Source organism: Shimazuella alba (assembly GCF_009831235.1).
GTDB lineage: Bacteria > Bacillota > Bacilli > Thermoactinomycetales > Thermoactinomycetaceae > Shimazuella > Shimazuella alba.
The window spans coordinates 38,982-61,746 of record NZ_WUUL01000005.1; the positions used below are offsets into that span (position 1 = coordinate 38,982).

The 22,765-nt window shown below is 40.1% G+C and carries 26 protein-coding genes; 13 read left to right on the forward strand and 13 right to left on the reverse strand.

From position 1 onward, the window contains the following. Positions 1-7: 7 nt before the first annotated feature. From GSM42_RS08655 to GSM42_RS08665, 3 genes are all read right to left on the reverse strand, one after another. Entirely contained in the window at positions 8-430 is a 423-nt protein-coding gene (locus GSM42_RS08655; protein ID WP_160801154.1) for a cell wall hydrolase, read from the reverse strand. 441 nt (positions 431-871) lie between these two features. Beyond that, on the reverse strand, positions 872-1,426 hold the full coding sequence (locus tag GSM42_RS08660) for an NAD(P)H-dependent oxidoreductase (RefSeq protein ID WP_160801155.1): 555 nt from the start codon (positions 1,424-1,426) through the stop codon (positions 872-874). Positions 1,427-1,500: 74 nt separating this feature from the next. Next, the gene (locus GSM42_RS08665) at positions 1,501-2,388 is read right to left on the reverse strand and encodes an RNA polymerase sigma-70 factor (RefSeq protein ID WP_237446530.1); all 888 of its coding nucleotides are present in this window, start codon (positions 2,386-2,388) and stop codon (positions 1,501-1,503) included. A gap of 181 nt (positions 2,389-2,569) precedes the next feature. Here GSM42_RS08665 and GSM42_RS08670 point away from each other — a divergent pair, with 181 nt between their 5' ends. The 3 genes from GSM42_RS08670 (at position 2,570) to GSM42_RS08680 (ending at position 4,841) form a co-directional block, all read left to right on the forward strand. Then, positions 2,570-3,049 carry a VOC family protein gene (locus GSM42_RS08670; protein WP_160801156.1) on the forward strand — a complete coding sequence of 160 codons (480 nt, stop codon included), beginning with the start codon at positions 2,570-2,572 and terminating at the stop codon, positions 3,047-3,049. A 90-nt stretch (positions 3,050-3,139) separates the two neighbouring features. Next, entirely contained in the window at positions 3,140-3,892 is a 753-nt protein-coding gene (locus GSM42_RS08675; protein ID WP_160801157.1) for an arylamine N-acetyltransferase family protein, read from the forward strand. Between the two features lie 88 nt (positions 3,893-3,980). After that, positions 3,981-4,841: a DMT family transporter gene (locus GSM42_RS08680; protein WP_160801158.1), complete on the forward strand. Its 861-nt coding sequence runs from the start codon at positions 3,981-3,983 to the stop codon at positions 4,839-4,841. Between the two features lie 99 nt (positions 4,842-4,940). On the opposite strand, the gene GSM42_RS08685 is transcribed toward GSM42_RS08680, so the two are convergent. The 3 genes from GSM42_RS08685 to GSM42_RS20565 are packed head-to-tail and all read right to left on the reverse strand — an operon-like array spanning position 4,941 to position 6,010. Further along, a complete protein-coding gene (locus GSM42_RS08685; protein WP_160801159.1) occupies positions 4,941-5,165 on the reverse strand; it encodes a hypothetical protein in 225 nt (74 codons plus the stop codon). Next, positions 5,131-5,580 (reverse strand): ABC transporter permease, encoded by a 450-nt coding sequence (locus GSM42_RS08690; protein WP_160801160.1) that lies wholly within the window; start codon positions 5,578-5,580, stop codon positions 5,131-5,133. The genes GSM42_RS08685 and GSM42_RS08690 overlap by 35 nt, the downstream gene beginning before the upstream one ends. Then, positions 5,573-6,010 (reverse strand): ATP-binding cassette domain-containing protein, encoded by a 438-nt coding sequence (locus tag GSM42_RS20565; RefSeq protein WP_237446555.1) that lies wholly within the window; start codon positions 6,008-6,010, stop codon positions 5,573-5,575. Before GSM42_RS20565 ends, GSM42_RS08690 begins: the two co-directional genes overlap by 8 nt. Before the next feature lie 479 nt (positions 6,011-6,489). Here GSM42_RS20565 and GSM42_RS08700 point away from each other — a divergent pair, with 479 nt between their 5' ends. Together GSM42_RS08700 and GSM42_RS08705 are read left to right on the forward strand one after the other, a co-directional pair. After that, positions 6,490-7,710, forward strand: coding sequence for a DNA polymerase IV (locus tag GSM42_RS08700; RefSeq protein ID WP_160801161.1), 1,221 nt, complete (start codon positions 6,490-6,492; stop codon positions 7,708-7,710). Beyond that, the gene (locus GSM42_RS08705; protein ID WP_160801162.1) at positions 7,707-8,039 is read left to right on the forward strand and encodes a YolD-like family protein; all 333 of its coding nucleotides are present in this window, start codon (positions 7,707-7,709) and stop codon (positions 8,037-8,039) included. Before GSM42_RS08700 ends, GSM42_RS08705 begins: the two co-directional genes overlap by 4 nt. Positions 8,040-8,103: 64 nt before the next feature. Here the strand turns inward: GSM42_RS08705 and GSM42_RS08710 are convergent, their stop codons facing one another. Next, complete coding sequence (locus tag GSM42_RS08710; RefSeq protein WP_160801163.1) at positions 8,104-8,433, reverse strand: hypothetical protein; 330 nt, start codon at positions 8,431-8,433, stop codon at positions 8,104-8,106. 234 nt (positions 8,434-8,667) lie between these two features. On the opposite strand from GSM42_RS08710, the gene GSM42_RS08715 reads away from it, so the two are divergent. After that, positions 8,668-9,831 carry a cytochrome P450 gene (locus GSM42_RS08715; protein ID WP_160801164.1) on the forward strand — a complete coding sequence of 388 codons (1,164 nt, stop codon included), beginning with the start codon at positions 8,668-8,670 and terminating at the stop codon, positions 9,829-9,831. A gap of 152 nt (positions 9,832-9,983) precedes the next feature. Here the strand turns inward: GSM42_RS08715 and GSM42_RS08720 are convergent, their stop codons facing one another. The 3 genes from GSM42_RS08720 to GSM42_RS08730 form a co-directional block, all read right to left on the reverse strand. Further along, positions 9,984-10,208, reverse strand: coding sequence for a hypothetical protein (locus tag GSM42_RS08720; protein WP_160801165.1), 225 nt, complete (start codon positions 10,206-10,208; stop codon positions 9,984-9,986). A gap of 199 nt (positions 10,209-10,407) precedes the next feature. Then, on the reverse strand, positions 10,408-11,526 hold the full coding sequence (locus tag GSM42_RS08725; protein WP_160801166.1) for an MGDG synthase family glycosyltransferase: 1,119 nt from the start codon (positions 11,524-11,526) through the stop codon (positions 10,408-10,410). A 527-nt stretch (positions 11,527-12,053) separates the two neighbouring features. Beyond that, positions 12,054-12,335 carry an alpha/beta-type small acid-soluble spore protein gene (locus GSM42_RS08730; RefSeq protein WP_338055276.1) on the reverse strand — a complete coding sequence of 94 codons (282 nt, stop codon included), beginning with the start codon at positions 12,333-12,335 and terminating at the stop codon, positions 12,054-12,056. A 144-nt stretch (positions 12,336-12,479) separates the two neighbouring features. Here GSM42_RS08730 and GSM42_RS08735 point away from each other — a divergent pair, with 144 nt between their 5' ends. The 5 genes from GSM42_RS08735 (at position 12,480) to GSM42_RS08750 (ending at position 16,708) form a co-directional block, all read left to right on the forward strand. Continuing rightward, positions 12,480-13,268: a hypothetical protein gene (locus tag GSM42_RS08735; RefSeq protein WP_160801168.1), complete on the forward strand. Its 789-nt coding sequence runs from the start codon at positions 12,480-12,482 to the stop codon at positions 13,266-13,268. A 336-nt stretch (positions 13,269-13,604) separates the two neighbouring features. Then, positions 13,605-13,856: a hypothetical protein gene (locus GSM42_RS08740; protein WP_160801169.1), complete on the forward strand. Its 252-nt coding sequence runs from the start codon at positions 13,605-13,607 to the stop codon at positions 13,854-13,856. Positions 13,857-14,240: 384 nt separating this feature from the next. Beyond that, a complete protein-coding gene (locus GSM42_RS20575) occupies positions 14,241-14,609 on the forward strand; it encodes an ATP-binding cassette domain-containing protein (protein ID WP_237446531.1) in 369 nt (122 codons plus the stop codon). Between the two features lie 118 nt (positions 14,610-14,727). Then, a complete protein-coding gene (locus GSM42_RS08745; protein WP_237446532.1) occupies positions 14,728-15,816 on the forward strand; it encodes an ATP-binding cassette domain-containing protein in 1,089 nt (362 codons plus the stop codon). Position 15,817: 1 nt separating this feature from the next. Further along, positions 15,818-16,708 (forward strand): Vgb family protein, encoded by an 891-nt coding sequence (locus GSM42_RS08750; RefSeq protein WP_160801170.1) that lies wholly within the window; start codon positions 15,818-15,820, stop codon positions 16,706-16,708. Between the two features lie 112 nt (positions 16,709-16,820). Here the strand turns inward: GSM42_RS08750 and GSM42_RS08755 are convergent, their stop codons facing one another. Both GSM42_RS08755 and GSM42_RS08760 read right to left on the reverse strand, forming a co-directional pair. Further along, a complete protein-coding gene (locus GSM42_RS08755; RefSeq protein WP_160801171.1) occupies positions 16,821-18,668 on the reverse strand; it encodes a hypothetical protein in 1,848 nt (615 codons plus the stop codon). A gap of 179 nt (positions 18,669-18,847) precedes the next feature. Then, positions 18,848-19,612, reverse strand: a complete 765-nt coding sequence (locus tag GSM42_RS08760; protein ID WP_160801172.1) for a cell wall hydrolase — start codon at positions 19,610-19,612, stop codon at positions 18,848-18,850. Positions 19,613-19,931: 319 nt separating this feature from the next. Here GSM42_RS08760 and GSM42_RS08765 point away from each other — a divergent pair, with 319 nt between their 5' ends. Then, positions 19,932-20,351, forward strand: a complete 420-nt coding sequence (locus GSM42_RS08765; RefSeq protein WP_160801173.1) for a hypothetical protein — start codon at positions 19,932-19,934, stop codon at positions 20,349-20,351. 139 nt (positions 20,352-20,490) lie between these two features. Next, positions 20,491-20,793 (forward strand): hypothetical protein, encoded by a 303-nt coding sequence (locus tag GSM42_RS08770; RefSeq protein ID WP_160801174.1) that lies wholly within the window; start codon positions 20,491-20,493, stop codon positions 20,791-20,793. 1,295 nt (positions 20,794-22,088) lie between these two features. Here GSM42_RS08770 and GSM42_RS08775 read toward each other — a convergent pair. After that, on the reverse strand, positions 22,089-22,697 hold the full coding sequence (locus tag GSM42_RS08775; RefSeq protein ID WP_160801175.1) for a superoxide dismutase: 609 nt from the start codon (positions 22,695-22,697) through the stop codon (positions 22,089-22,091). Positions 22,698-22,765 lie beyond the last annotated feature (68 nt).

Genomic DNA, 22,765 nt, shown 5'->3' on the forward strand with positions numbered 1-22,765 from the left:
CTCCTTTTTAATATACTTCTGGACAACTTCTTGTTGTAGGTACATAGAAACAATGAGCTTTGTATCTTCCGCTACCTGCTTGACCGAACCACTTTGGCGGGCAATTTCCTGGTGGCTTAAAAAACCACAGCGCATTTGTCCCTGGGTCTTGCCGTCTGCCATCAATCACTTGTTGTGCTAAACGAACCTCTCGATCTCTAGCCCGCTGATAAAAATATGGTCTTGTAGTAGCTTCAAAGCCACCCGGTTTCTGGAACACCATTTTCGTAATCGTATCGATATCTTTAAAGTCTAAACATCTTACCTTCACTCGATTGACTCCGACATTGCCCACCAAAAGCATGCCTGTATTTCCATCTTCTTCTGCTTCAGCTCGCATCAATCGAGCCAAAAGCTGCACCTCTTCTGGCTTATAGCGGATAACTGCCATGATGTCATCACCTCTTAGCAAAACTTATGCAACCAAATATTGTTTTATCCCTATTTTCATGTGAATAATGGTTATTTGGTATTCTTTCATCCCCAAAAAAAGTGCAGACTAAATCTCATTGGAATTAAAAAAGATGACCTCTTGTAAATACAGAAATCATCTTCTCCATATGATATGAATTCCTCTTACCTCAAATGTTTATTTCTTTTGAGGTTGTTGCATAAATAAATTAGAAAACTGGATAAAGTCGCTTGATATATGTGCCTACGGCACAAGTCGCACTATGCCACTATAGTGGCAAGTTGCGCTATGTTTTCCGCGTCTGTGGTGGGAAAATACAAAGAACGCTCCATCCACTCAAAGCGCAGATGTGCCCTTGTCTGAGGCGCACATCTGCGCTTTTGATACGAATAATGCAACGGCCTCTTTTGTAAAATAAAATTAAACCCTTACTTGTTTCTTCAAAGAAAGAAAATTTTTATTTAAAGCATGTTCTACATATAACTGAGCACTATGCTCAATTGTTTCATCACTTGGTGCATGTATACCACCAAAAGCAAACGGTGGGAGAAAAACAGCACCGACATAATTCATTGTGATTTCGAATGGGCGAAGTAGTTCATTTATCGTGTATTTCATTTCACCCTCTGGTCGATATTCGGTTAACGGCTCGCCAGTAGAAGTTGCGATCATCAACTCTTTGCCATGCATTTTTTTCCCCTTTGATCCATATGCCCAGCCATAGGCTAACACGTCATCAAGCCATTTTTTAAGAAGCGGAGGACAACTGCACCAATAAAATGGAAATTGCAGAATAATTCGATCATGATCTTCAACGAGTTGCTGCTCTCTTTTCACATCTATGTTCCAGTCTGGATAAATCTCGTACAATCGATGTACCGTCACTCCATTTTCTTTTTCTATAACTTCTGTCCATCTCTTATTTGCCTGCGAGGCTGAAAGATTTGGATGGGCTACAATTACTAGTATTTTCATTTATCATCTCTCCTCTAAAAAATTTCTTGCATAGTAATAGACAAACATCTATTTTATTTTGTGACATTCATTTTTTAGAGGCTAAGATGTTTTAGTTTTTCTGGATTTGCAACCATGTAAATGTTTTTAATACCAGAATGAATCGGATCAAATTCAAAACAAATAGATAAAACTATCTTATTTCGTTTCGTAAGCAATAACCCAATTTCTCCATTTAACTGAACAGTACTTAATTCGCCTCGAAGCTCTCCTTTCCTATAGATCCCTTCTAATAAGGCAAGTATATTATATCTGCCTTCGATTGGTTTGATCGCAGCTCGTACCTTTCCTCCTCCATCTGTGGTAATGCGTGCATCTTCAAGCATCAAATGCAGAAAAGGCTTAAAGTTTCCTGTTTGAAGGCAATGAATAAAAGCATCTGCAAGCTGTTTGTTGCCTGATTCTTGCGATGAGACCGATGGCTGCTTTTCTGGTAGTTTTTTTCTGGCTCTACTATAGATTTTTCGACAATTCACTTCCGTTTTATGGATTATTTTTGATATTTCGTCATATTCGAAGGATAGCACTTCTCTTAAAATAAACACAGCTCGCTCAACAGGTGAGAGGTATTGAAGTAATACAAGGAAAGCATAGGAAATCATTTCTTTTTCTTCGGCCACAAAATCTGGTGCTTTTCCTAAATCTTTCATAAGAGGCTCAGGGAGCCAAGGTCCTATATACTGCTCTTTTTGGTGGCGAGCAGAATTTAGAACATTTATGCATCGATTGGTTACCATCTTTACTAAATACGTTTTTACATGATTGATTTTTTCTAAATCTGATTGATGCAAATTTAGAAAAACATCATGAATGATATCTTCTGCTTCTGTAACGGACCCTAACATTCGATACGCTAGTCCAAAGAGAGATGATTTATAGTCGTGATACAATTGTTCCAATTCCATCCTATCGTCCTCAATCATTTTGTATTTTACCTCTTTTTATAACCTAACATAAAAATCCATTCTTCCCTAGATACCAATAATTATCCAGTTAGAAAATGAATGTCACAAAACAAAGTAAGAGTTTGTCTATTATTATGCAAGAAATTTTTTAGAGAAGAGACGATTTCCACATAAGTTCCATAAATATCGGAGGTATAGGATGATCAAAGGATTATATGAAGGGCATTTGCCTGTGAGCGATCTGGACAGATCCATTCGATTCTATGAAAACTTAGGACTCGAATTTGCTTGTAGAGGAGAAGGGAGAGCTTTTCTCTGGATTGAAAAAGGAAAAAGTTGGCTGGGACTATGGGACTGCGAGCAAGTGAAGATTCCTTATCATGTATCGATACGTCATGTAGCTTTTCAAATTGATCTCGCAGATATGGAGAAAGCAAAGGAGTGGTTGAAGGAGAAGGGAATAGAAGTGGTGGATTTTTATGATTTCGAACCCGCACGACAACCATTAGTTCTCCCTCACTATCCTCAAGCACATGCAGCTATTTACTTTGAGGACCCTGATGGGAATCTACTCGAATTCATTGCGCCAGTTGAATTGGATGTTGAAAAATATTTTGACATGATGAAGTTGGATGACTGGTATACCGAAAGAGGCAATCCCGGAAAGAATCAAGATTAATCACATCAATTAGCTACATTGAAATTTGTAGAAGTACTTTAGAACAGTTAAAAAATCGACTAAATAAAACAACTAGAAAGGGTTTTCGATTTGGATATCAAAAACTATTTATCTCGAATCGGTTTAGATCAAGACATAAAAAACAACCTTGCCGGTTTAACACAATTACAACAAAACCATGTAACCCAAGTCCCGTTTGAAAACTTGGATATTTTACAAGCTATCCCTTTATCCCTTGATCCTAATGAGCTTTATAAAAAAATTGTGGTCCGAAGAAGAGGTGGAGTCTGCTACGAATTAAATGGTCTCTTTCATGTTTTACTTCGAAGACTTAACTTCGATGTATGCATGTGTGCAGCAACAGTATATTTGAATGGCTCATGGTTTATAGAGGGAACACATCTAACAAATATTGTCCATTTGAATGGAGAGAAATATTCAGTAGATGTTGGATTTGGCGGCAATACACCAAGTATCCCAATTCCTTTAACTGGTCAAAAAATTTATGCTGTAAATAACTATTATCGAGTGAAATCATTTTTAGAAGAACAGAATATGTGGGTTTTAGAAAAGAAAGAAGATAGGAACTGGATAGCGTTATATAAATTCTCACAAAAAGAGAAAATAATAGACGATTTTAAAGATGTGTGTGATTTTACGCAATACAGCGAACAATCTACTTTTAATAAGGTGCCTGTCATTATGAAAGTGAAAAATCAAGGAAGAATTACATTGCGTGATCAATCATTGACTATTGTTGAGGGGTTGAATAAAACCAAACGAATCATTGATCCTCGGGAAGTAAAAAGCATTTATAAAGACTTATTTGATTTAGAAATCTAAAAACAGACACCTTATATAGATAACAAAAATAGAAGAAATTCGATGCTGGATTTTAGCTGATAAGATACTAAATGAAAGGAGGGGAAAAATGGAAGGTTTTTTATTAGGGCTACTTTCTGCATTATCCTTTGGTACTGCTGATTTCGTAGCAGGTTTAACTAGTCGTAGAATCGGTAGTTACACTACTCTCTTTTATATGCAAATTGTTGGTGTCATTGGGTTGGGTGCCTACCTACTCTTTAACGGAAATTGGAATGTGTATATAGATCATATGGATGCTGTTGGAATGGCGATGCTCTTTATGGGGATCGATTTAATCGGTATACTTTGCTTATATCAAGGATTAGCTACGGGCAACATTTCTGTAGTGGCTCCGATCACTTCTAGCTTCGCTGCTGTAACAGTAACTCTTGCGGTTATTTTTGGTGAGCGTCCGTCTCTCATCGTGGTTATAGGTATCATATTATCTATTGCAGGTGTTATATTTGCTTCTCAAAAGTTCGGCTCAATATCAAATAAAGAAAAATTCACTCTATCAAATAAAGGAACTCTATGGGCAATACTGTCATCCTTATTTTTGGGGATTGCATTTTTCGGTCTAAAATACCCAACTTTAGAAATAGGTCCATTCATGACTGTCTGGATTGGACGATTACAATCTGTTATTCTTTTACCTTTGATACTTGTAATAGCAAATCAAAAATGGAGAAAACCAAAAAAGAAATCAATATATCAATTAATTTTAGTTGGAGCACTAGATGTAATTGCTATCCTTAGTTACAACTTTGGTCTACTTCAAGCAGATACTACTATTGTGATTACTTTGACATCCCTTTTTGCGGTAGTAACCATTATATGGGGATTACTTTTCTTATCAGAAAAATTGAAATGGAATCAGATAGTAGGTATTACTTCTATTTTAGCTGGATTAATACTCATTGCTCAGTAGAATCGATTATACCAGAAACAGAAAATAAGTGGAGGGTATTCCACTCAAACCTGAATCCCCTCCACTTATTTTGCTTATTCAGTCTCGCCTTATGATATTCTACTCAAATCGTTTACACGTAATAACAGAGAGAAAAACACTGAGAACACCCAACAAAACCAAAATAGTATATTGTTGATTGAATTGAAAGATAACAGCTGCATTTTGAATTTGCATGATCACGATCGCACTAATAACGGTTGAAACTGTTGTTCTTTTGACGATTCCAAAGTAAAACAAAGGAATGAAACTAATAAAATCCGTAGCTGCTGAATGGATGACCATATCTTCCCCAAACATTAAAATGTCTGAAGAAGCAGGTGAAGCCGTGATGATAGAAAAGGAAATCAATATACAATAGAAATGTTGCTGTACATAATAGGGAGAAAATCAACAAAACCTTGGCTAATATGATTTTTTCTCGCTTGAGGGGATAACTATATACAATAGAAATCGTTTTATTTTTGTATTCGTCAATGACAATTTGGTTAATCAACGTTGCTCCAAACAAAGTAAATGCCATACGGTGAATAAGATTAACTAAATGAACAGCAGATTCATAGCTCTCATTAAAGCCAAAATCAATCAAGGTGAGAAATAGAAAACTCGTTCTCAATACAGAGAATAGATAAATAATTGCCTCTATCATGATAGAATGTTTCTTTAGTTTATTCCATTCCAATGAAATGAGATTACTCAAGAGATCCACCCCCATGGATTTGATGAAAAAAGTAATCCTCCAAAGAACTGCTATGTCTGTGGATCTCTTCAATATCAATATCATTCGTAATCAATACTTTTGGATATTTCCTTTTGTGACTAGTTAGGTCATAAATGCGAATTTGGTTTTCTTCTTTTATTTTTAGATTAGAAATCTGAAGTTCATGTTCCAATATATATACTGCCTTCGTCACATCACTTGTGATCAGTTCCATATAATCTGTCTGTTTCTTTTGGATATCCCCAATAGTAACTTCGTCTAACATTTTCCCATCTTTTATAATCCCGATAGTATCGGCTATTTGTTCGATTCCTCCTAAGATATGGGTTGAAATCAAAAAAGTAATCCCATACTCTTGGTTCAATAATTTTATTAAATCCCAACAGATCAAGACCATTAATCGGTTCATCCAAAATGACCAACTCGGGTTTTGTAATAATGGGTCTTGCCATGCCCAATCGTTGTTTCATCCCGAGAGAGAAATTTTTCACAGCCTTATTCTTAATATTTGTGAGTCTACTATCTCCAACACTTGTTTGATAGCTTGATCATCATAACATCCTAAATATCCACAGTGGATCTTCAGATTCTGCCAAGCTGTTAAATGTTCATAAAAGATCGGATATTCAATAATACTCCCTACTCTATTTAATAGATTCTTTGTGCTTATCGTTAGTTTTTGCCCAAGCTCTGTCAATGTCATCAGCATTTTCATGATGGTTGTTAAAAGAAAATATCTGAACTACATTTCTAAAATGATTTTAGCACACGCTCTATTCCGCCTGTCGGCTTGACCCACTTATTTGGAAACATTTGTAGCCTACTAAGCGAACTCCTATTTGCATATAATAGGTAACACAACCATATGTTCGGGAAGAAGTGTTCGCAATGATATTGCTTGTAGATATTCAATCCTTTTATGCGAGTGTAGAAAAAGCACATAATCCAGATCTAAAAAATCGACCAGTAGTGGTCTCTGGTGATCCCAATCGCAGAAGTGGAGTTATCCTCGCAGCTTGTCCGATAGCTAAATCATATGGAATAAAAAATGCAGAAACATTATGGGAAGCGATGAAGGCTTGTCCAGAAGTGGTGGTAGTAAAACCAAGGATGGAGCTTTATCTTCAGATTTCGCTACAAATAACGGCTGTATTAGAACGATTTACCGATTTGGTAGAGCCGTACTCGATTGATGAACAATTTCTCGATGTAACCGGCAGCGAGCGGTTGTTTGGGAGTGCAGAGGAAATCAGCAAAAAAATTCAACAAGCGATTTATGAAGAAGCACATGTGTATGCAAGAGTAGGTATTGGACCGAACAAAGTACTCAGCAAAATGGCGTGTGATAACTTTGCTAAAAAAAATAAGCAAGGCATTTTTCGCCTTGATCAAACAAATATAAAAGAAACATTATGGACATTACCTGTTAGCAGCTGTTTTGGTGTAGGACGACGGATGACACGAAATCTCCAGCGAATTGGCATCACCACTATTGGAGAGTTAGCACAATACCCATTGGAAAAACTGCAAAAACATTGGGGTATCAATGGACATGTTCTGTGGATGACAGCAAATGGGATGGATTTATCTCCTGTCACCCTCTCCTCCTTTAGCAAACAAAAAGCGATTGGACACCATATGACACTGCCACGGGACTATCGAACCGCAGAAGAGATTGAAGTAATTTTGTTGGAGTTGTGTGAAGAAGTCTGCCGACGGGTGCGACGGCAACATCTAGCAGGAATAACTATTCATGTTGGTTGTCGAGGGGCTGATTTTGATATCCCAACCGGATTTTCGAGACAACAAAAATTACCTCAATCCCAAAATGAAACCATGCCTGTCTATCATGCAGCGAAACAACTCTTTCATCAATATTGGGATGGAGCCCCTATTCGTTCTGTTGGGGTTAGCCTTGGCGGGCTATCTCCAGAATCCCCGATGCAACTCGATCTATTTGCAGATCGCAGCAAGCAGCGTGCACTAGGAGCGGTGGTAGATGAACTCAAAGATCGATATGGAAGTACAGCCATCCTCCATGCCGCTTCGCTCACATCTGCTGGTCAAGCACTAGAGAGAGCGAAGAAGATTGGAGGACATTATCGATGAAGTTAGATCGAAAAAATCTCCTCTGGGAAGGGAGTCGCATGTTTCTGCCAGAACACCGGCGAGCATTGTTGCAACAAAGAAAAAATGCTACCAAGCTCGCTGTTCCAAAAATAGATGAACAACAATTAGAAACAATGACTTATATACTCCAAGAAGCTATTGAATACGAACAGCCAGTATTGGCTACCTATGTAACAACCTACGAAGTAACTTGTTTTTGTGGGTTTGTAGATAAAGTAAATCAGATGGAGAAATACATCCAATTGAGCAATGGAAGTCAAACAGAGAAAATTCCTTTTTATCTATTGGTGGATGTGACTTGGCCTTAATATGTGAGGAGGAAATAAGGCGGACGTGGATCAAGGAAGTCCTCCATCCACGCCCTAACACTGTCTACGACTTCTTGATCTGAATGGTGATCACACCATTACGCTGAGACTTCTTCATGACTTCCACATCCTTCGGGAGATGGATAATCAGAGGATCCTTCGGCTTGATCTTGACGAGATTGCCACTTCCCAGCAGACTGGTATGGCACTTCAGCACACCATCCTGCTGCCTGGCAAAGGTCCAGAACTCACCATCATGGCGCTTTGGAGAAACGATCACAATACCTGTGTCGTTAAGGGTTTCCGGACCTTCAACCTGGTAATCTCCTGACCAGCCACTGATCTGGATGGTGTGAACGTTGTTCAGATCGTGAGCTGCTCGTGTGATACTCACATGAACTCCAATTTAGGGAAATAGACAGAACTTTTCCAAATAAGTATATCTGATATATGTGATAAAAAACAAATATATCTTACAGAAAATAATAAATCGTGCCAAATAAATATACGTTTATATGTTTTTTCAGAGAAATTTATTTAATAAATTCCTTTAAACTATTTCACTTTATCGGATAATTTAGTAGAATGGTAATATTACCTTTCATTACATCCTAGAGGAGGAACTCTATTGAAACAATTAGGCGAAGAAATATTTACTTGGTTCAAAGAAAGCCGTCAAAACAATCCTGTTTATTATGACAAAGATTATGCCCTATGGTTTGGTGCGACCGGTACATGGCACGTTTTTAGAAATGAAGATGTAAGGTATGTATTTAGCAATCATCAGATTTTTTCTTCGGAATATATGCCAAAAGTACAAGACAATTACTTAGATAAAGCAATGTCTTCCAATGATCCACCCTTCCATAGAAAACTACGCTTACTTGTTTCACAAGCCTTCACTCCCAAAGCAATGATGGATTTACAACCTTGGATCGAAGAATATGTAGATCAATTATTGGACCAAGTTATTACAGATTCTGGAAAAATGGAATTTGTCCGTGATATCGCAGTTCCGATTCCTATGCAAGTTATTGCAAGAATGTTAGGGGTTCCAAACAAGGATCATGCTATGTTTAAAGACTGGAGTTTTAAAATCGTCAAACAACCAACCAACGAAGCTGAGGCCAAAGAGTTTATCGAAGCACAACAAGCGATGGGAGAATATTTCAGAGAAGTTATTAAAGAGCGTACGGAAAAACCTGAAAACGATATCATTTCCCAATTGATTCAAGTGGAACTCGATGGTCAAAAGCTAACGGAAGATGAGTTATTAGGATTTTGTGTAGTACTCTTATTGGCTGGTAATGAAACTACAACCAACTGGCTCAGCAGCACCATCTTGACATTAGCCGAAAATCCAGATATTCAAGAACGTCTAGCTAAAAATCCAGATGATATATCCCTACTACTAGAAGAAGTATTGCGTCTTCGATCCCCAGCACAATATCAGACTCGAAAAGCCAAACAAGATGTGGTGCTAGGTGGGCAGACCATCAAAAAAGGTGATCTAGTCGCAGCTTGGCAAGCATCAGCTAACCGAGATGAAAGTGTTTTCCCAAATGCAGATCAAGTAGATTTGGATCGGAAAAATATGGATCACGTTGCCTTTGGTCATGGAATCCATTTTTGTCTAGGAGCACCACTTGCACGAGTAGAAGCTAGTGTTACCATAAAAAAATTGTTAGAACGAATTAAAAATATTCGCCTACAATCAGAAGATATTGAACTGAATCAAAGCACGGTTACCTATTCTATCAAAGAACTACCTATACGATTTGATAGAGTTTAATCCAATCATATGATATAAAAACAAAGAAACCACCTTATTTTGAGAGGTGGTTTCTTGTACAAATGCGAAATTTATAAGCAATAGCATGAAATATTTTCATTTTAAATTTGATGACTGACTGGTATCAAAAGATACCCAGCCAGTCACTTCCCTCAAATAGATGATGGTCTGTACCAACGGACTTCTTCAGCCAGCTGGCCTTCCAGAGGCTGTGTAAAATCATGGACAAGAGACCTTAAATAGGCCTCGCTCGGATTGGAGCTGATCTTCTGTCTCATATCACAGATCGCCCTCCGCTCTTCCAGACTGTCCACACCCATCAAATACGCGTCGATCATCTCCAAAAATATATCTTGGAGGGTCATCCGCCCAGCCATGTTTTTTCTCCTAATGAGGTATGAAGTGGACTTTCCACTTCCCAAAGTATATGAAAGATGCCCTTTGTTCGAATAGTATATAAGGAAAATCTTAACGGCCAAATAAAAAAATATTTACGATTTCTTATTGTATGAAGGTTGTGAAATCAAAAAACCCCGAGATCTACGGTATAGAACTCAGGGCTTCCTATAATCATCATTAGACCAATATTTTTGATCTTCCCATTCCCAAAGTAGCTTGTACAATACGCTTTGCTGCATCAGGGGATGCTATGGGCAAGAAGCGATCAACTTCTTTCTGTTGATACATACGCGACTGAAAAAACTTTTCAATTTGTAAACAAACTGTATCTGGTCTCGTTTTAAAAGCAACTCGATGATGAACCAAATATTGTTGATTTGCTTCTTCTTGTCCAGGAAATGCCTCAAACAATAGCATGGGAAGTTGTTTTGCTAGTGCTTCTGTGATCGTCACTCCTCCTGGTTTGGTAACGAGTAAATCCGCGGCTGCCATAAATAGTTCCATATCAGATCTATATTGTTCCAATCGTATATGATCACCATATCTTTTGCGCTTCAAACGATCATAGAGCGATTCATTTGAACCGGTCAATATGACAAATTGCATATGAGACAATGCATCTAACTCATCAACCACTTGTTCCAAAGGTCCTAAACCAAAACCCCCTCCCATCACCAAAATGACAGGATCATAAAGTGGTAACGATAGACTCGTTCGTGCATCTTGTTTGCATGTACTTTCGTAGTATTTGGGTTCAATGGGTAAACCTGTCTCTAACACTTTGACACCCGAACGCCAACGCAAGCGGTCAATGATATTTCGTTTTAACATTTTTTTTGGCACACATAGTATATCTGGCAGTTCCACTAGCCACATCGGATGTAATTCATAGTCTGTCACTACACCAATAGTGGGAACTACTTCCCACTCTGTAGGGAGTAACAAGAGAGAAAATGGGTGTGTAGTAACGATTTTTGTCGGCTGAAACTGCTCCAGACGTGATAATATTTTTCCACGTATCGTCAGACCAACCTTCTCCACAAACTCTTTCGATACATAGCGAACCAACCGAAATTGATAGGTCCAATCGTATAAAAGATGATAAAGTGATGGAAATTTGACAAGCATACCTTGATAACCTGATTGCAGCAGGGGATGGAAGGTCTTGGGAATCAATTGCAAAAGGTCAATCGTATCTGTTATAGCCCCGGTTTGATGAAATTGTGTTTCCAATGCTTTCGCAGCAGCATTGTGTCCCATACCAAAGCCAAGGGAAAGTAATAAGACACGTTCCATATTAATTTGATCCCTCCCTTGTATCCATATATCCCATTATCCTTATTTTACAGCCTTGACACTTTTTATCATTAAGAAAAAAGCTATTAAGCGGAACGGCACACAACGTCCAATGGGATACTTTATATCTTTGTGAGCGAGAAAACCCCGAGCTTCAGCGATGGGGATGAAAGCAAACGTGTCAGACAAGGAAGGAGTGTTTTTTACCCCTCTCATAAGTTATCTGACATTTTTTGAAAAAAATCTTTACAAACACCCATTCGCATGGTAATATGCACCATGAGCAGCGATAACCAAGCTGCTTAAGGGATTAATGGAACATCTAAACCGTGGGGCTCACGGGGTTAGCTTGGTAATGAAGTGGTCATGAGACTACCGTCCCAAGAATCCCCCACATTCATGCGTGGGGAGTGGTCAAACAATTCCTCAGTCTGAGACTGTCCGTTCAGTTTGGATTTTAACACAAATTCGTCAGGCTTGCGAGAAAGATACTTCATCCCATTAGACAAAAAAGACCTATAGAAAAATTATCTGTTATTCTTTTCCAAGGATTGAAGGGACATCTGAATCAGTTCTTTTACCAACCGACCACCCATCGCTCCTCCAACCTTTCCTGCATCTTCTGATCGCAAATCACGATTGCTTCCTTTTTGCAAAGGTACTCCTAATTCTTTGGCTAATTCCAACTTCGCTTCTTCTTTATTGTCAAAAGAACGACCGAGATCTTCACTAATCAGTTTGGTTTGTAATTGATCCAATTGATTTCTAGCCCCTGGAACAAGGGGATTTCGTTTTCTTCTACGAGACACTCGCATACACCTCCTAGAACTAGTTTGCGAAAATAAAAGAAAAACATACTGGGCAATTGTCTGCAAACTCTGTATAATGGATATATAGATTCCGTCCGACAACCGGCTCTCGTAAAAGTCCGGTTCTAGCCGAAAGGCACTCACATGTTCGCAAAGATCTCCTCGGTCCTGCGCCGAGTCGAGAACCACACCAACACGGAGAACAGCCTCTTCAAGTGGCTGCTGCCGATGATCCTCGTGATCGCCGGCTCCTACAACTGGTTCTCCACCATCGGGTGGGGCTCCACTGTCGGCATCATCACCGTGTCCCTCCTGACCTTCGCGGTCAAGGAGAACCGACTGACCCACATGGGCCAGCTCGGCACCGCCTACGGTATGGGGTGGCTGACGTTCAACGTCGCCGCACCGCTGGTACTGATCGACGGCTGGCAGCGACCCATCATCGCTGTCCTCGCCGCGTTCTACCTCAGCATCAAGCTGAGCAACTGGATGGACCACCGGCTCAAGTACGCCGGTGTCGCCACCAGTGCGATGGGAGCGATCATGCTCATCTGCCACCTGTTCAGCGTGGTCGAGTTCACTTCGCGTGACATCACCATGCTCTTCATCTACGGTGTCACCGTCGCGGGTCTGCTGATCTACATCACGCGGCTGAAGTCGAACCAGTCCAATGCTGCTTCGGCTGCCACGACTCCGGTCACCAAGGCTGCTTCGGCTGCCACGACTCCGGTCACCAAGGCTGCTTCGGCTGCCATGACTCCGGTCACCAAGGCTGCTTCGGCTGCCACGACTCCGGTCACCAAGGCTGCTTCGGCTGCCAAGGCTCCGGTCACCAAGGCTGCTTCGGCTGCCACGACTCCGGTCACCAAGGCTGCTTCGGCTGCCACGGGTCGTTCCCGGAAGCGCACGCGCGGTGGTTCCACCACCCGCTGATCAGCGCCAACGGGCAACAAACTAAACCAAAATTCATCGAACACCATCGATAGAACAAAGGTTTAATACCCCCAGCTGAGACCACGATTAATGGGGGGATCGTGGTCAAAGCGAACATGTAACATGTTGGACGGAAGGTCGGTCTCTAGCTGCTGCAGCAACTAGAAACTGGCCACCGACAAAATTCTAACCTTCCTATAGATAGCAAGAAAAACAAGGAAAAGTCTTTCCTTGTTTTTTTATTTTAAAATGTACAAAATTTATACAAAAGCTGATATACTAACAGTAACTGTCCGACGTCCACAAAGTGGACTCACTTGCGAAGGAAGTACTTCGATGTCTCAGTTCGACCTGAACCAGATCAAGACCCAGCTCTCCGACGGCTTCCAGAAGCACCGGAAGCTCATCGTGACCGTGCTGCTGGTCGCTCTGGTGGTCGGTGTGATCATCCCCGTGGTCCTGTGGCTCCTCGAGAAGATCATCCTGGGTCTCATCATCGGCGGCGCGCTGATGGCTCTCTTCTACGTCCTCAACGGCAAGTTCCGGACGTGGGTCAACAACAAGATCAAGGGCTTCTTCCGGAAGTAACCCGGACGGCGGCCGCTCTCCCCTGCATCAAGCAGCGGGAGATCGGCCCCAGCAAATTCTAACCTTCACATATACGATAAAAACCAAGACTGGTTGTCAGGTCTTGGTTTTTCATTTTCATAATAAATAAAAACCTCCTTGCATTCATCCAGTAGTCATGATATTCTGTTTCTGATTGAAAATTGAAAGGGTGAACCAAAAGCCAATGATCTACTAATCCTATTTCCAAAAAACATTTCAATACGAAATTTTTTATCTGGATAGGATTGGTATGGGCTTTTATATATATGTGACAAAAACTCGGTATGCTCTGCACTTGGAGTGTATTCTCTTTTTGTCGCGCCTACCTCTCCTCTATCCAGAAATATGGATGGAGGTTTTTTTATGATATTGGAGATGAACCATGTAAAAAAGCAATTTGGAGACCGTCTGTTATTCTCAATTGACCAACTGCGGATCGGGAAAGGTGATCGCATTGGTTTAATCGGAAGAAATGGAACGGGGAAAACAACTTTACTAGACATCATTGCGGGGATACAAAATGTGGACGCAGGAGAGATCACAACACGAGCTACCATCGCCACTATTCCTCAAATACAAAAAAACAATCACTTTCAAAGCGGTGGAGAGATGACACAAACAGCTATTCAAGAAGCCTTTGCAAAAACACCTGATGTCTTGTTAGCTGATGAACCAACAAGCAACTTGGATATCAAAAGTATCAAACAGCTGGAACAAAAATTTCTTCGCTAGGTGCAATGGTCATTATCTCCCACGATCGATCCTTTCTCGATGCCATCTGCAACAAAATATGGGAAGTGGAGAATCAGGCTGTCACCGTTTTTTCAGGTAATTACCAAACGTATTCCACTTGGAAAAAACAACAGAAAAAAAACAAGCCGAAGAATATGAGCAATATCAAAAAAAGAAAAAACAGTTGGAACACGCTATCTTGCTAAAAAAACAAAAAGCAGAAAAGATGATCAAACCTCCATCAAAACGAATGGGAACCTCAGAAACCAGACTGTGGAAAGTGAATAAAGGAGTCCAACAAAAAGCAGTACACCAAACGATCGATGCCATAAAAACCCGCATAGACAAGTTAGAAAAAATAGAAAAACCACAAGAATTACCTGTAGTGAAAATGAATCTGCCGAGCGAATCACCTCTCACCAATAAAACGGTGATTCAAGCAAAGGAAATCTCTGCAGTCATCGATGGGAGAACGTTATGGAAAGATGCTTCTTTTACCATTCGCACAGGAACAAAAACAGCAATCATCGGTGAAAATGGTGCTGGAAAAACGACATTGCTCAAACGGTTTCTGCAAAACCACTTGGAAGGAATTCAAATTAGTGCAGGCGTAAAATGGGGATATTTTAGCCAGCAAATCGACATTCTCGATCCTGCGAAATCCATTTTAGACAATGTACAAGCAACAGCTGTCCAATCCGCAGAAATGGTACGAACTGTGCTAGCGCGACTTTTATTCACTGGTAACGATGTCTATAAACCTGTAGAAGTACTCAGCGGCGGTGAACAAGTAAAAGTAGCATTTGCTAAGATTTTTCTCAGTGACATGAATGTGTTAGTGATGGATGAACCAACTAATTTTTTAGATATGGAGAGCATCCACGCATTAGAACAACTGCTGTCTCACTATGAGGGAACCGTTATTTTTGTCTCTCATGATCGCCGGTTTATTCAAAATCTAGCTGATCATATTTTAGAGATTAAAAATAGTAAGATTACTTCCTATACCGGTTCTATAGAAGCTTACCAAGCAAAACAACAAAGTTCATCCCAGCCAAATGAAGAAGAACTGCTCCTTATCGAAACAAAGTTAACGGAAATTTTAAGCCGCTTAAGTATAGAGCCTTCAGCCGAGTTGGAAAAAGAATTTACAACGATCCTCCAACGTCGAAAGGAATTAAACCAACAAAAGAAAGGAGCAAAATAATATGCAGATCCATTTTCAAGAGTTTCAGCTTCCCTCTTCTTTAGCTGCTCCATATGGCATTACAGTCAGCAAGGAGGGAGAGGTTTGGTTTACGGCAAACAAAGGCAATAAGCTTGGAAAACTAACAGCAGATGGAAAACATACAGTAATCGACATTCCGACTAAAAATGCAGGACTTATGATCATCACTGCCACCACAAGTGGAGAGATTTGGTTTACAGAAAATCAAGCAAATCAAATCGGAAAAAGAGACGAAACTGGAAAGATCATGGAATATCCGCTGCCTACAGAAAACGCAGGACCTTATGGGATAGCCGAAGGATTAGCAGGAACGATCTGGTTTACAGCATTATTAGCAAATAAAATCGGAAAAAGAGATCCAAATGGGAAAATAAGTGAGTACGATATCCCTACTCCAAACTCCTATCCCTCGTTTTTGACACTTGGATCTGATGGGAATATTTGGTTCACGGAGAATACGGCTAACAAAATCGGAAAAATCACACCTGAGGGAAAGATTACAGAATATGTGATTCCTACACCTAATTCAGGACCAGTCGGGATTACCAGTGGTCCAGATGGATGCCTTTGGTTTGTAGAGATAAATGGAAATAAAATTGGAAGAATAAGCCCAGCAGGAGTGCTAACCGAATATCTCCTTCCTACTAAAAACGCAAGACCTCATGCCATCACTGCTGGGTTTTATGATGATCTATGGTTTAGCGAATGGGGCTGCAATCAGATTGGAAGAATTACGATAGATGGAGAGATAACGGAATATCCTATTCCGACTAAAAATGCAGAACCACATGGAATTATCAGCGGAAAAGATGGGGACATTTGGTTTGCTGAAGAATGTGGCAGTATTGGACGAATTTTAAGTTCAAAATAGCACGTTAAATCGAATACCGAAATGACGAAAACGGCTTTGTTTGAAACAAAGCCGTTTTTCTTACATAAAGAAAAGAATACATTTATCTTTGACTAACTGCTCCAACGCAAACTTATCTGGACCTAGAGGCACCACGGCGGTAGAGTAAAATACCTGTACCAACTAGTAGTAAAACAACACCACCGCCGATAGCAGAGATATAGTTTGTCGCTGTTTTAGGCAAGACCCCGCCTGCAATAGATGTATTTGGTATTGGCTTCACTTCAAATGAAGTGCTAGAAGATAACGGATTGTTTTTTTCATAAACTTTTCCATCCACAACACCTATAAACTGCACAAAAGCAATATACTGTCCTGCTTTAAGTTGTTTATCGAACGTATGGGATAGGGATAAAGCTGTTGCATTTTCTTTGATGTATTGAAATCCTTCTATCACCTTGGCATTTTTGGAACCTATACCAATCAACCACGCACCTTTCACTTTCTTAGCTTGTTTGATCGTTGCACTTACTTTGTGTTTTCCATTTACATACTGATGTTTCATGGTTAAAACTGGCTTTACGGGGTTTTCAACCGATTTTATCACAACAGGTGTGCTGGCAAATAAGGCATTATTTTCGCCATAAACTTTCTCATCCACAACGCCCACGAATTTCACAAAGGCAACATACTCTCCTGCTTTAAGTTGTTTATCGAACGTATGGGATAGAGATAAAGCTGTTGCATTTTCTTTGATGTATTGAAATCCTTCTATTGCTTTGGCATTTTTGGAACCTATACCGATCAACCAAGTACCTTTCACTTTCTTAGCCTGTTTGATCGTTGCATTTACTTTGTGTTTTCCATTTACATACTGATGTTTCATGGTTAAAACTGGCTTTACGGGGTTTTCAACCGATTTTATCACAACAGGTGTGCTGGCAAACAAGGCATTATTTTCGCCATAAACTTTCTCATCCACAACGCCCACGAATTTCACAAAGGCAACATACTCTCCTGCTTTAAGTTGGTTATCGAACGTATGGGATAGGGATAAAGCTGTTGCATTTTCTTTGATGTATTGAAATCCTTCTACTGCTTTGGCATTTTTTGAACCTATACCGATCAACCAAGTACCCTTCACTTTCTTAGCCTGTTTGATTGTGCCACTTACTTTGTGCTTTCCATTCACATCTTTATATTCTGCGGTTAAAACTGGTTTTACGGGATTATCAGGCGATTTTATCGTGACAAGTATGCTAGCAGACAATGCACTCTTTTTCCCATCCACAATACCTTTGAATTTAGCGAAGGCAATATACTCCCCTGGTTTTAGGTGTTTGTCAAAGGTATAGGAGACAGATAAATCCGTTGCATTTTTTTTGGAGTATCGAAATCCTTCTATCGCTTCCGTATCTTTTGAACCAACGCCAATCAGCCAAGTACCTTTCACTTTCTCAGCCTGTTTGATCGTAGCACTTACTTTGAGCTTTCCACCACCGTCTTCATGCTTGATGGTTAGAACTGGATTTGTAGGATTGTCAGCCGACTTAGAAGTTACAGGTACGCTGGCAAAAAGTGCGTTCGTTTTTCCGTCTTTTTCATCATAAAGTTTTCCATCTACCATACCCGTGAATTTAACAAAGGCAACATATTCTCCTGGTTCTAAGGCTTTATCAAATGTATAGGAAAGGGATAAATTCGTTACATTTTTTTTGGTATATAGAAAGTCTTCAAACGCTTCCGAATCCTTTGGGCCGATACCAATCATCCAATCGCCTTTTACTTTTTTACCATTTTTGATCGTTCCGCTTACTTGGTGTTTTCCATTTATATATTCATGTTTAATGGTTATACCTGCTTCAGAGGAAACCACATTCACTCCACTTGACTCTTTGGCGAATAAAGCACTAGGACTAACTATCAATAGATAAGAAAGGAGCATGTATACGGATACAAACAAAGAAAGTTTTCTCTTCACACCAGTCCCTCCTCTTCATTTATTTATATTTTAAAAATATTTCTACTTCAAACTTTATTTTAGTCCAGCAGACTTGTCAATTGATTTCCCTATTCCAATTAGGAATTTTTCCATTTAAAAAATGAATTCCTTGAGTGAAAAATAAAAAAGAGCAGATCACCTAATATCTGCTCTTTTTGTTACTCTTTAAAGAATACATGTTTACCGATTTTCACTGTTTTATGCTTCTTTGCTTCATCAAACATCCAACCGGAAGTAGCTATCTCTGGGTTAAAGTAAAAGGTAGCTCCCTTCGTTGGATCAACACCACGAAGTGCTTCACGAGCGGCTTTATATGCTTCTTTGCTTGGTTTCAAAGCAAATTGCCCATCACTGACTGCAGTAAATGCTTTTGGCTCATAAATAACTCCCTTGATCGTACGTGGAAATCCCTTCGTTTCTGTTCGATTTAAAATAACTGCTGAAACTGCTACTTTCCCCGAAAATTTCTCCCCACGAGCTTCACTATGAACAGCTTTCGCTAGAAGTCGTACTTCTTCCGATGTTGCATTTGTTGCTTTTAATTGATGGGTCTTTGTCTTTTTTGGTTGTACCTTTTGGGAATTCATTTTTGAAGTTGACGGAGTTGGTTTTCCTTGTTTGGCAGTGGTTAGTTGATGGAGTTTCGTTCTTGTATCCTGATTCAGAATCCCATTGATAGGCAAACGATGAATTGTTTGAAACTGTGCAATACTATTTCGTGTATAGTCATCATCAACACGATTGATTGGCTTACGATAAAAACCTAATTTCTTTAGACGCAGTTGTGCATCCCTTACTTGTAACGTCTTTTCCCTTTTCATATCTATAGTAGAATATGCCGAATGTGATGGTTGTAATTGTGTCGGCACATAAATAAAACTAAATAGTGATGAAAAAACAAGTACATATTTGGTAATAAACATGCGTGATGTCCTCCTCTTTCTTGTTTTGCCAATGGGATTCGGAACACTCGTCCCATTATAAGGGGATCATTACATGCAAACTACCGGCAAAGTTTTCCGTCCAACAATTGGATTTGACAAATAGAGGTAACGTTACTTAGATATCAAGCTAAGCAGTGTTTTTCTGATGGTCTACCAGAAGAAAAGACTCATTTCTATCACTGTTTAGGCGAATTGAGCTTTGTCGCACGGTTTGCTGGTTTTAGATCTGATAAAAGAAAGCTATTTCCTCTGATATAATAAAGATGCCCACACGCAAGCTACAAAAATATGAGGAATCATGGCTATACAAAAAAAATCCACATGGCTCTTCTGCTTGACGTTGTCGTTGCTCTATGCAGTGATCGTGAATGCATACTACCTATACCCCTTCTCAAGGGTGTTGGAGCAAGCAGGTTGGGGTGACAAGCTACATTGGATCGAGTTCTCCTTTGAGGCAGGCACATTGCTCGGCATGGTGGTGTTGATTCCACTGACTATATGGCACTTCCCGACCAAGTTACCTATGTATCACATCTGCCTGGGCATTGCTCGCCGCGATGCTGGGGACAGGCTATTTGATCGTGTTTCAAGTACCTGTGCTGTGGCTACTGATCAGCTTGCGTGCCATGACAGGTATTTGTGCAGCGATCTTGTTCCAAGTTTGTCTCGATTTCTTTCACTGGGGAATCTGGCAAAAGGGGAGCAAAACCAACTTTGAGCAGGCAATTGGTGAGGAGCAATCTCGCCGTAACAATCTCTGCATTTTGTTAGGCTCCTCATTCTATTTCGTGACGTTTTGGCAGTTGGGAACAAACGATAGTTCTCACCTAGCCTGGTTTTCTACGGTGCTTGGTGCGATGGTAGTATTCGCTCTCTTGACGTTGGGCACATACCGCTTTCCAAAGGAACTAACATTCCCAAAGCCCAAAGCATCCACGATCAAGGTTTCTGTACAACCGGTTTCGCTCAGCGGGCTCTTTACCCGTCTAGCGATGATTTACGCTCCAGCTTGGGCAATGCTGGTGGCTGTGAATACGTACTTGCAACGGTATCTTCCCACGTTTGTGATGATCCCACTGATCACCGTCTGCGGATTGGTTGTAGGAAGCATGCTAGGCAACAAGCTGGGTCTAAGTTGGCTCCATGTTGGAATAGCCTGATCGTTCAAACGGGATTTGGCTTGATAAGCGTCTGTCCAGTGCTATTCTGGGTTACCAAGTCACCGGTCGTCCTGGCACTAGCGCTGTTGATTCTTTGGATTGGTGCGTCTTTCCAGGGAGTTGTCATCAACCGAGTGCTTCTGGTGCATGTACCAGAGAAGCAGAAGATCCTAGTGCAAAATATACACTCGCTAGCCCACAAACCTGGGCTACTGTTGATCGCACCGATTGGTATGGTTGAGTCAGTCATAGGCACCCGTTGGATGTGGCTGACGATACTGGTACTCGTGCCGATCGGTATCTTCAGTGCTAAGCAATTTCGTCTGCTTCAGCCAAGTGAAGCGGATAAACAGGAGCGCCGGCATTCGTTTGCCGGTGTACTGCTAGGAGTTACCCTGCATTTCACCCGGCGGTGGTAAAAAAGAAAAATACCGTCGATAGCCCTTTGTGTAGCTAAATTGCACAGAGGGCATCCCATTTTACAGTTCTAGATTAAAAGAAAGAATACACAACAGCCAAACACATCGATCCTCGTCAGCAGTTGAGTAAGTTTTGATGTGAAAACGACGGACCAATAGGTGTCCTTTAAAACTAAGAACACAGGTGTCACAGTGGAGAGTGGAGAAAGGTAGATAGTCCTTCTTCTTCTCGTACTTCTTGTCTCAGATCTTCTTGCCTAGGGCCTTACCAGGGCTTCACATGGAACCTCAACGATAATAGAGAAATTCCGTTTTAAAAATAGTCAACCTGTTGAAGTCTGGGATGTAGGCACAAGTAGAATGAATTAACCTCCAAACAATGTAAAAAAAACTCTCTTCTTCTAAAAAAGATGTAAAGGCAATAAAAACAACCAACTACTTGGCGTACAATAGTCGGTTTAAACATGTCTAAAATGTGTCTGAACATACAATTTACTTATTGGGTACCGTAAGGAAAAGTTCATTTACAAATTAAGGGAATTATAAAGAAGCTTGTTCAATTTTATTCTCTTTTCGTTTCCAAATGTTTACATCATGTTTTGTTAAAAAGGTATCAAATTAAATAAATATAGTCCCGGCTATTTAGTCAGTCTGTTGCAAATACTTGATACTGCTATGATGAATTAAAGGAGAAGCCATGAATGGAATGCAAGAACTATTTACAAAGGAATCGTCTCGAAAATCGGCTTAGCGTTGCAAATCCGCATTTTCCTAACCATGTCTTAAATAGAGAAAAATTATCGATTGATAAAATTTATTATTTCTTATCTGCCAAAAAAAGCAGCCAAATAAATGGCTACTTTTTTGTAAGCATTTTTACTTTGCTGCTTGATAACGGTTGTTTACTTCATCCCAGTTTACTACATTCCAGAAAGCACTGATGTAGTCAGGACGCTTGTTTTGATAGTTGAGGTAATATGCATGCTCCCAAACATCTAAGCCGAGTACTGGTGTGGCTCCATCTGTAAGCGGGCTGTCTTGGTTTGCAGTAGAAGTAACGGCTAACTTGCCATCTTTGACAACAAGCCAAGCCCAACCACTACCAAAACGCTTAACAGCTGCATCAGCAAATTGTGCTTTTAATTCATCAAAGCTACCAAATGTGTCGTCAATCGCTTGTGCAATCTCACCAGTTGGCGCTCCGCCACCATTTGGGCTTAGAATTTGCCAGAAGAAGCTGTGGTTTGCATGTCCACCACCATTATTACGAACAGCAGTGCGAATTCCTTCTGGCAGTTTATCTAAATTAGCAACTAATTCTTCAATGGATTGATCTGCAACATCTTGTCCTTCTAATGCTGCATTTAAGTTGTTAACATATGTAGCGTGGTGACGGTCATGGTGGATTTCCATCGTCAATGCATCAATATGAGGTTCCAAGGCATCAAAAGCATATGGAAGTGCAGGTAGTTCATATTTTGGCATTCTAATTCCCTCCAAAAAGTAAGTTGCTAGTATTCTTTCTCTTCTATTATGCGAAAAAAAACTTCTTT

Bases quoted from the DNA above. Each gene is read 5' to 3' on its own strand.
- GSM42_RS08760 (WP_160801172.1), bottom strand. From the start codon at position 19,612: ATGTTTATTACCAAATATGTACTTGTTTTTTCATCACTATTTAGTTTT.
- GSM42_RS08680 (WP_160801158.1), top strand. From the start codon at position 3,981: ATGGAAGGTTTTTTATTAGGGCTACTTTCTGCATTATCCTTTGGTACT.
- GSM42_RS08725 (WP_160801166.1), bottom strand. From the start codon at position 11,526: ATGGAACGTGTCTTATTACTTTCCCTTGGCTTTGGTATGGGACACAAT.
- GSM42_RS08660 (WP_160801155.1), bottom strand. From the start codon at position 1,426: ATGAAAATACTAGTAATTGTAGCCCATCCAAATCTTTCAGCCTCGCAG.
- GSM42_RS08750 (WP_160801170.1), top strand. From the start codon at position 15,818: ATGCAGATCCATTTTCAAGAGTTTCAGCTTCCCTCTTCTTTAGCTGCT.
- GSM42_RS08765 (WP_160801173.1), top strand. From the start codon at position 19,932: ATGGCTATACAAAAAAAATCCACATGGCTCTTCTGCTTGACGTTGTCG.
- GSM42_RS08735 (WP_160801168.1), top strand. From the start codon at position 12,480: ATGTTCGCAAAGATCTCCTCGGTCCTGCGCCGAGTCGAGAACCACACC.
- GSM42_RS08770 (WP_160801174.1), top strand. From the start codon at position 20,491: ATGGTAGTATTCGCTCTCTTGACGTTGGGCACATACCGCTTTCCAAAG.
- GSM42_RS20565 (WP_237446555.1), bottom strand. From the start codon at position 6,010: ATGAACCGATTAATGGTCTTGATCTGTTGGGATTTAATAAAATTATTG.
- GSM42_RS08775 (WP_160801175.1), bottom strand. From the start codon at position 22,697: ATGCCAAAATATGAACTACCTGCACTTCCATATGCTTTTGATGCCTTG.
- GSM42_RS08655 (WP_160801154.1), bottom strand. From the start codon at position 430: ATGGCAGTTATCCGCTATAAGCCAGAAGAGGTGCAGCTTTTGGCTCGA.
- GSM42_RS08740 (WP_160801169.1), top strand. From the start codon at position 13,605: ATGTCTCAGTTCGACCTGAACCAGATCAAGACCCAGCTCTCCGACGGC.
- GSM42_RS08720 (WP_160801165.1), bottom strand. From the start codon at position 10,208: ATGGCTGGGCGGATGACCCTCCAAGATATATTTTTGGAGATGATCGAC.
- GSM42_RS08665 (WP_237446530.1), bottom strand. From the start codon at position 2,388: ATGATTGAGGACGATAGGATGGAATTGGAACAATTGTATCACGACTAT.
- GSM42_RS08685 (WP_160801159.1), bottom strand. From the start codon at position 5,165: ATGGTCATCCATTCAGCAGCTACGGATTTTATTAGTTTCATTCCTTTG.
- GSM42_RS08670 (WP_160801156.1), top strand. From the start codon at position 2,570: ATGATCAAAGGATTATATGAAGGGCATTTGCCTGTGAGCGATCTGGAC.
- GSM42_RS08700 (WP_160801161.1), top strand. From the start codon at position 6,490: ATGATATTGCTTGTAGATATTCAATCCTTTTATGCGAGTGTAGAAAAA.
- GSM42_RS20575 (WP_237446531.1), top strand. From the start codon at position 14,241: ATGATATTGGAGATGAACCATGTAAAAAAGCAATTTGGAGACCGTCTG.
- GSM42_RS08705 (WP_160801162.1), top strand. From the start codon at position 7,707: ATGAAGTTAGATCGAAAAAATCTCCTCTGGGAAGGGAGTCGCATGTTT.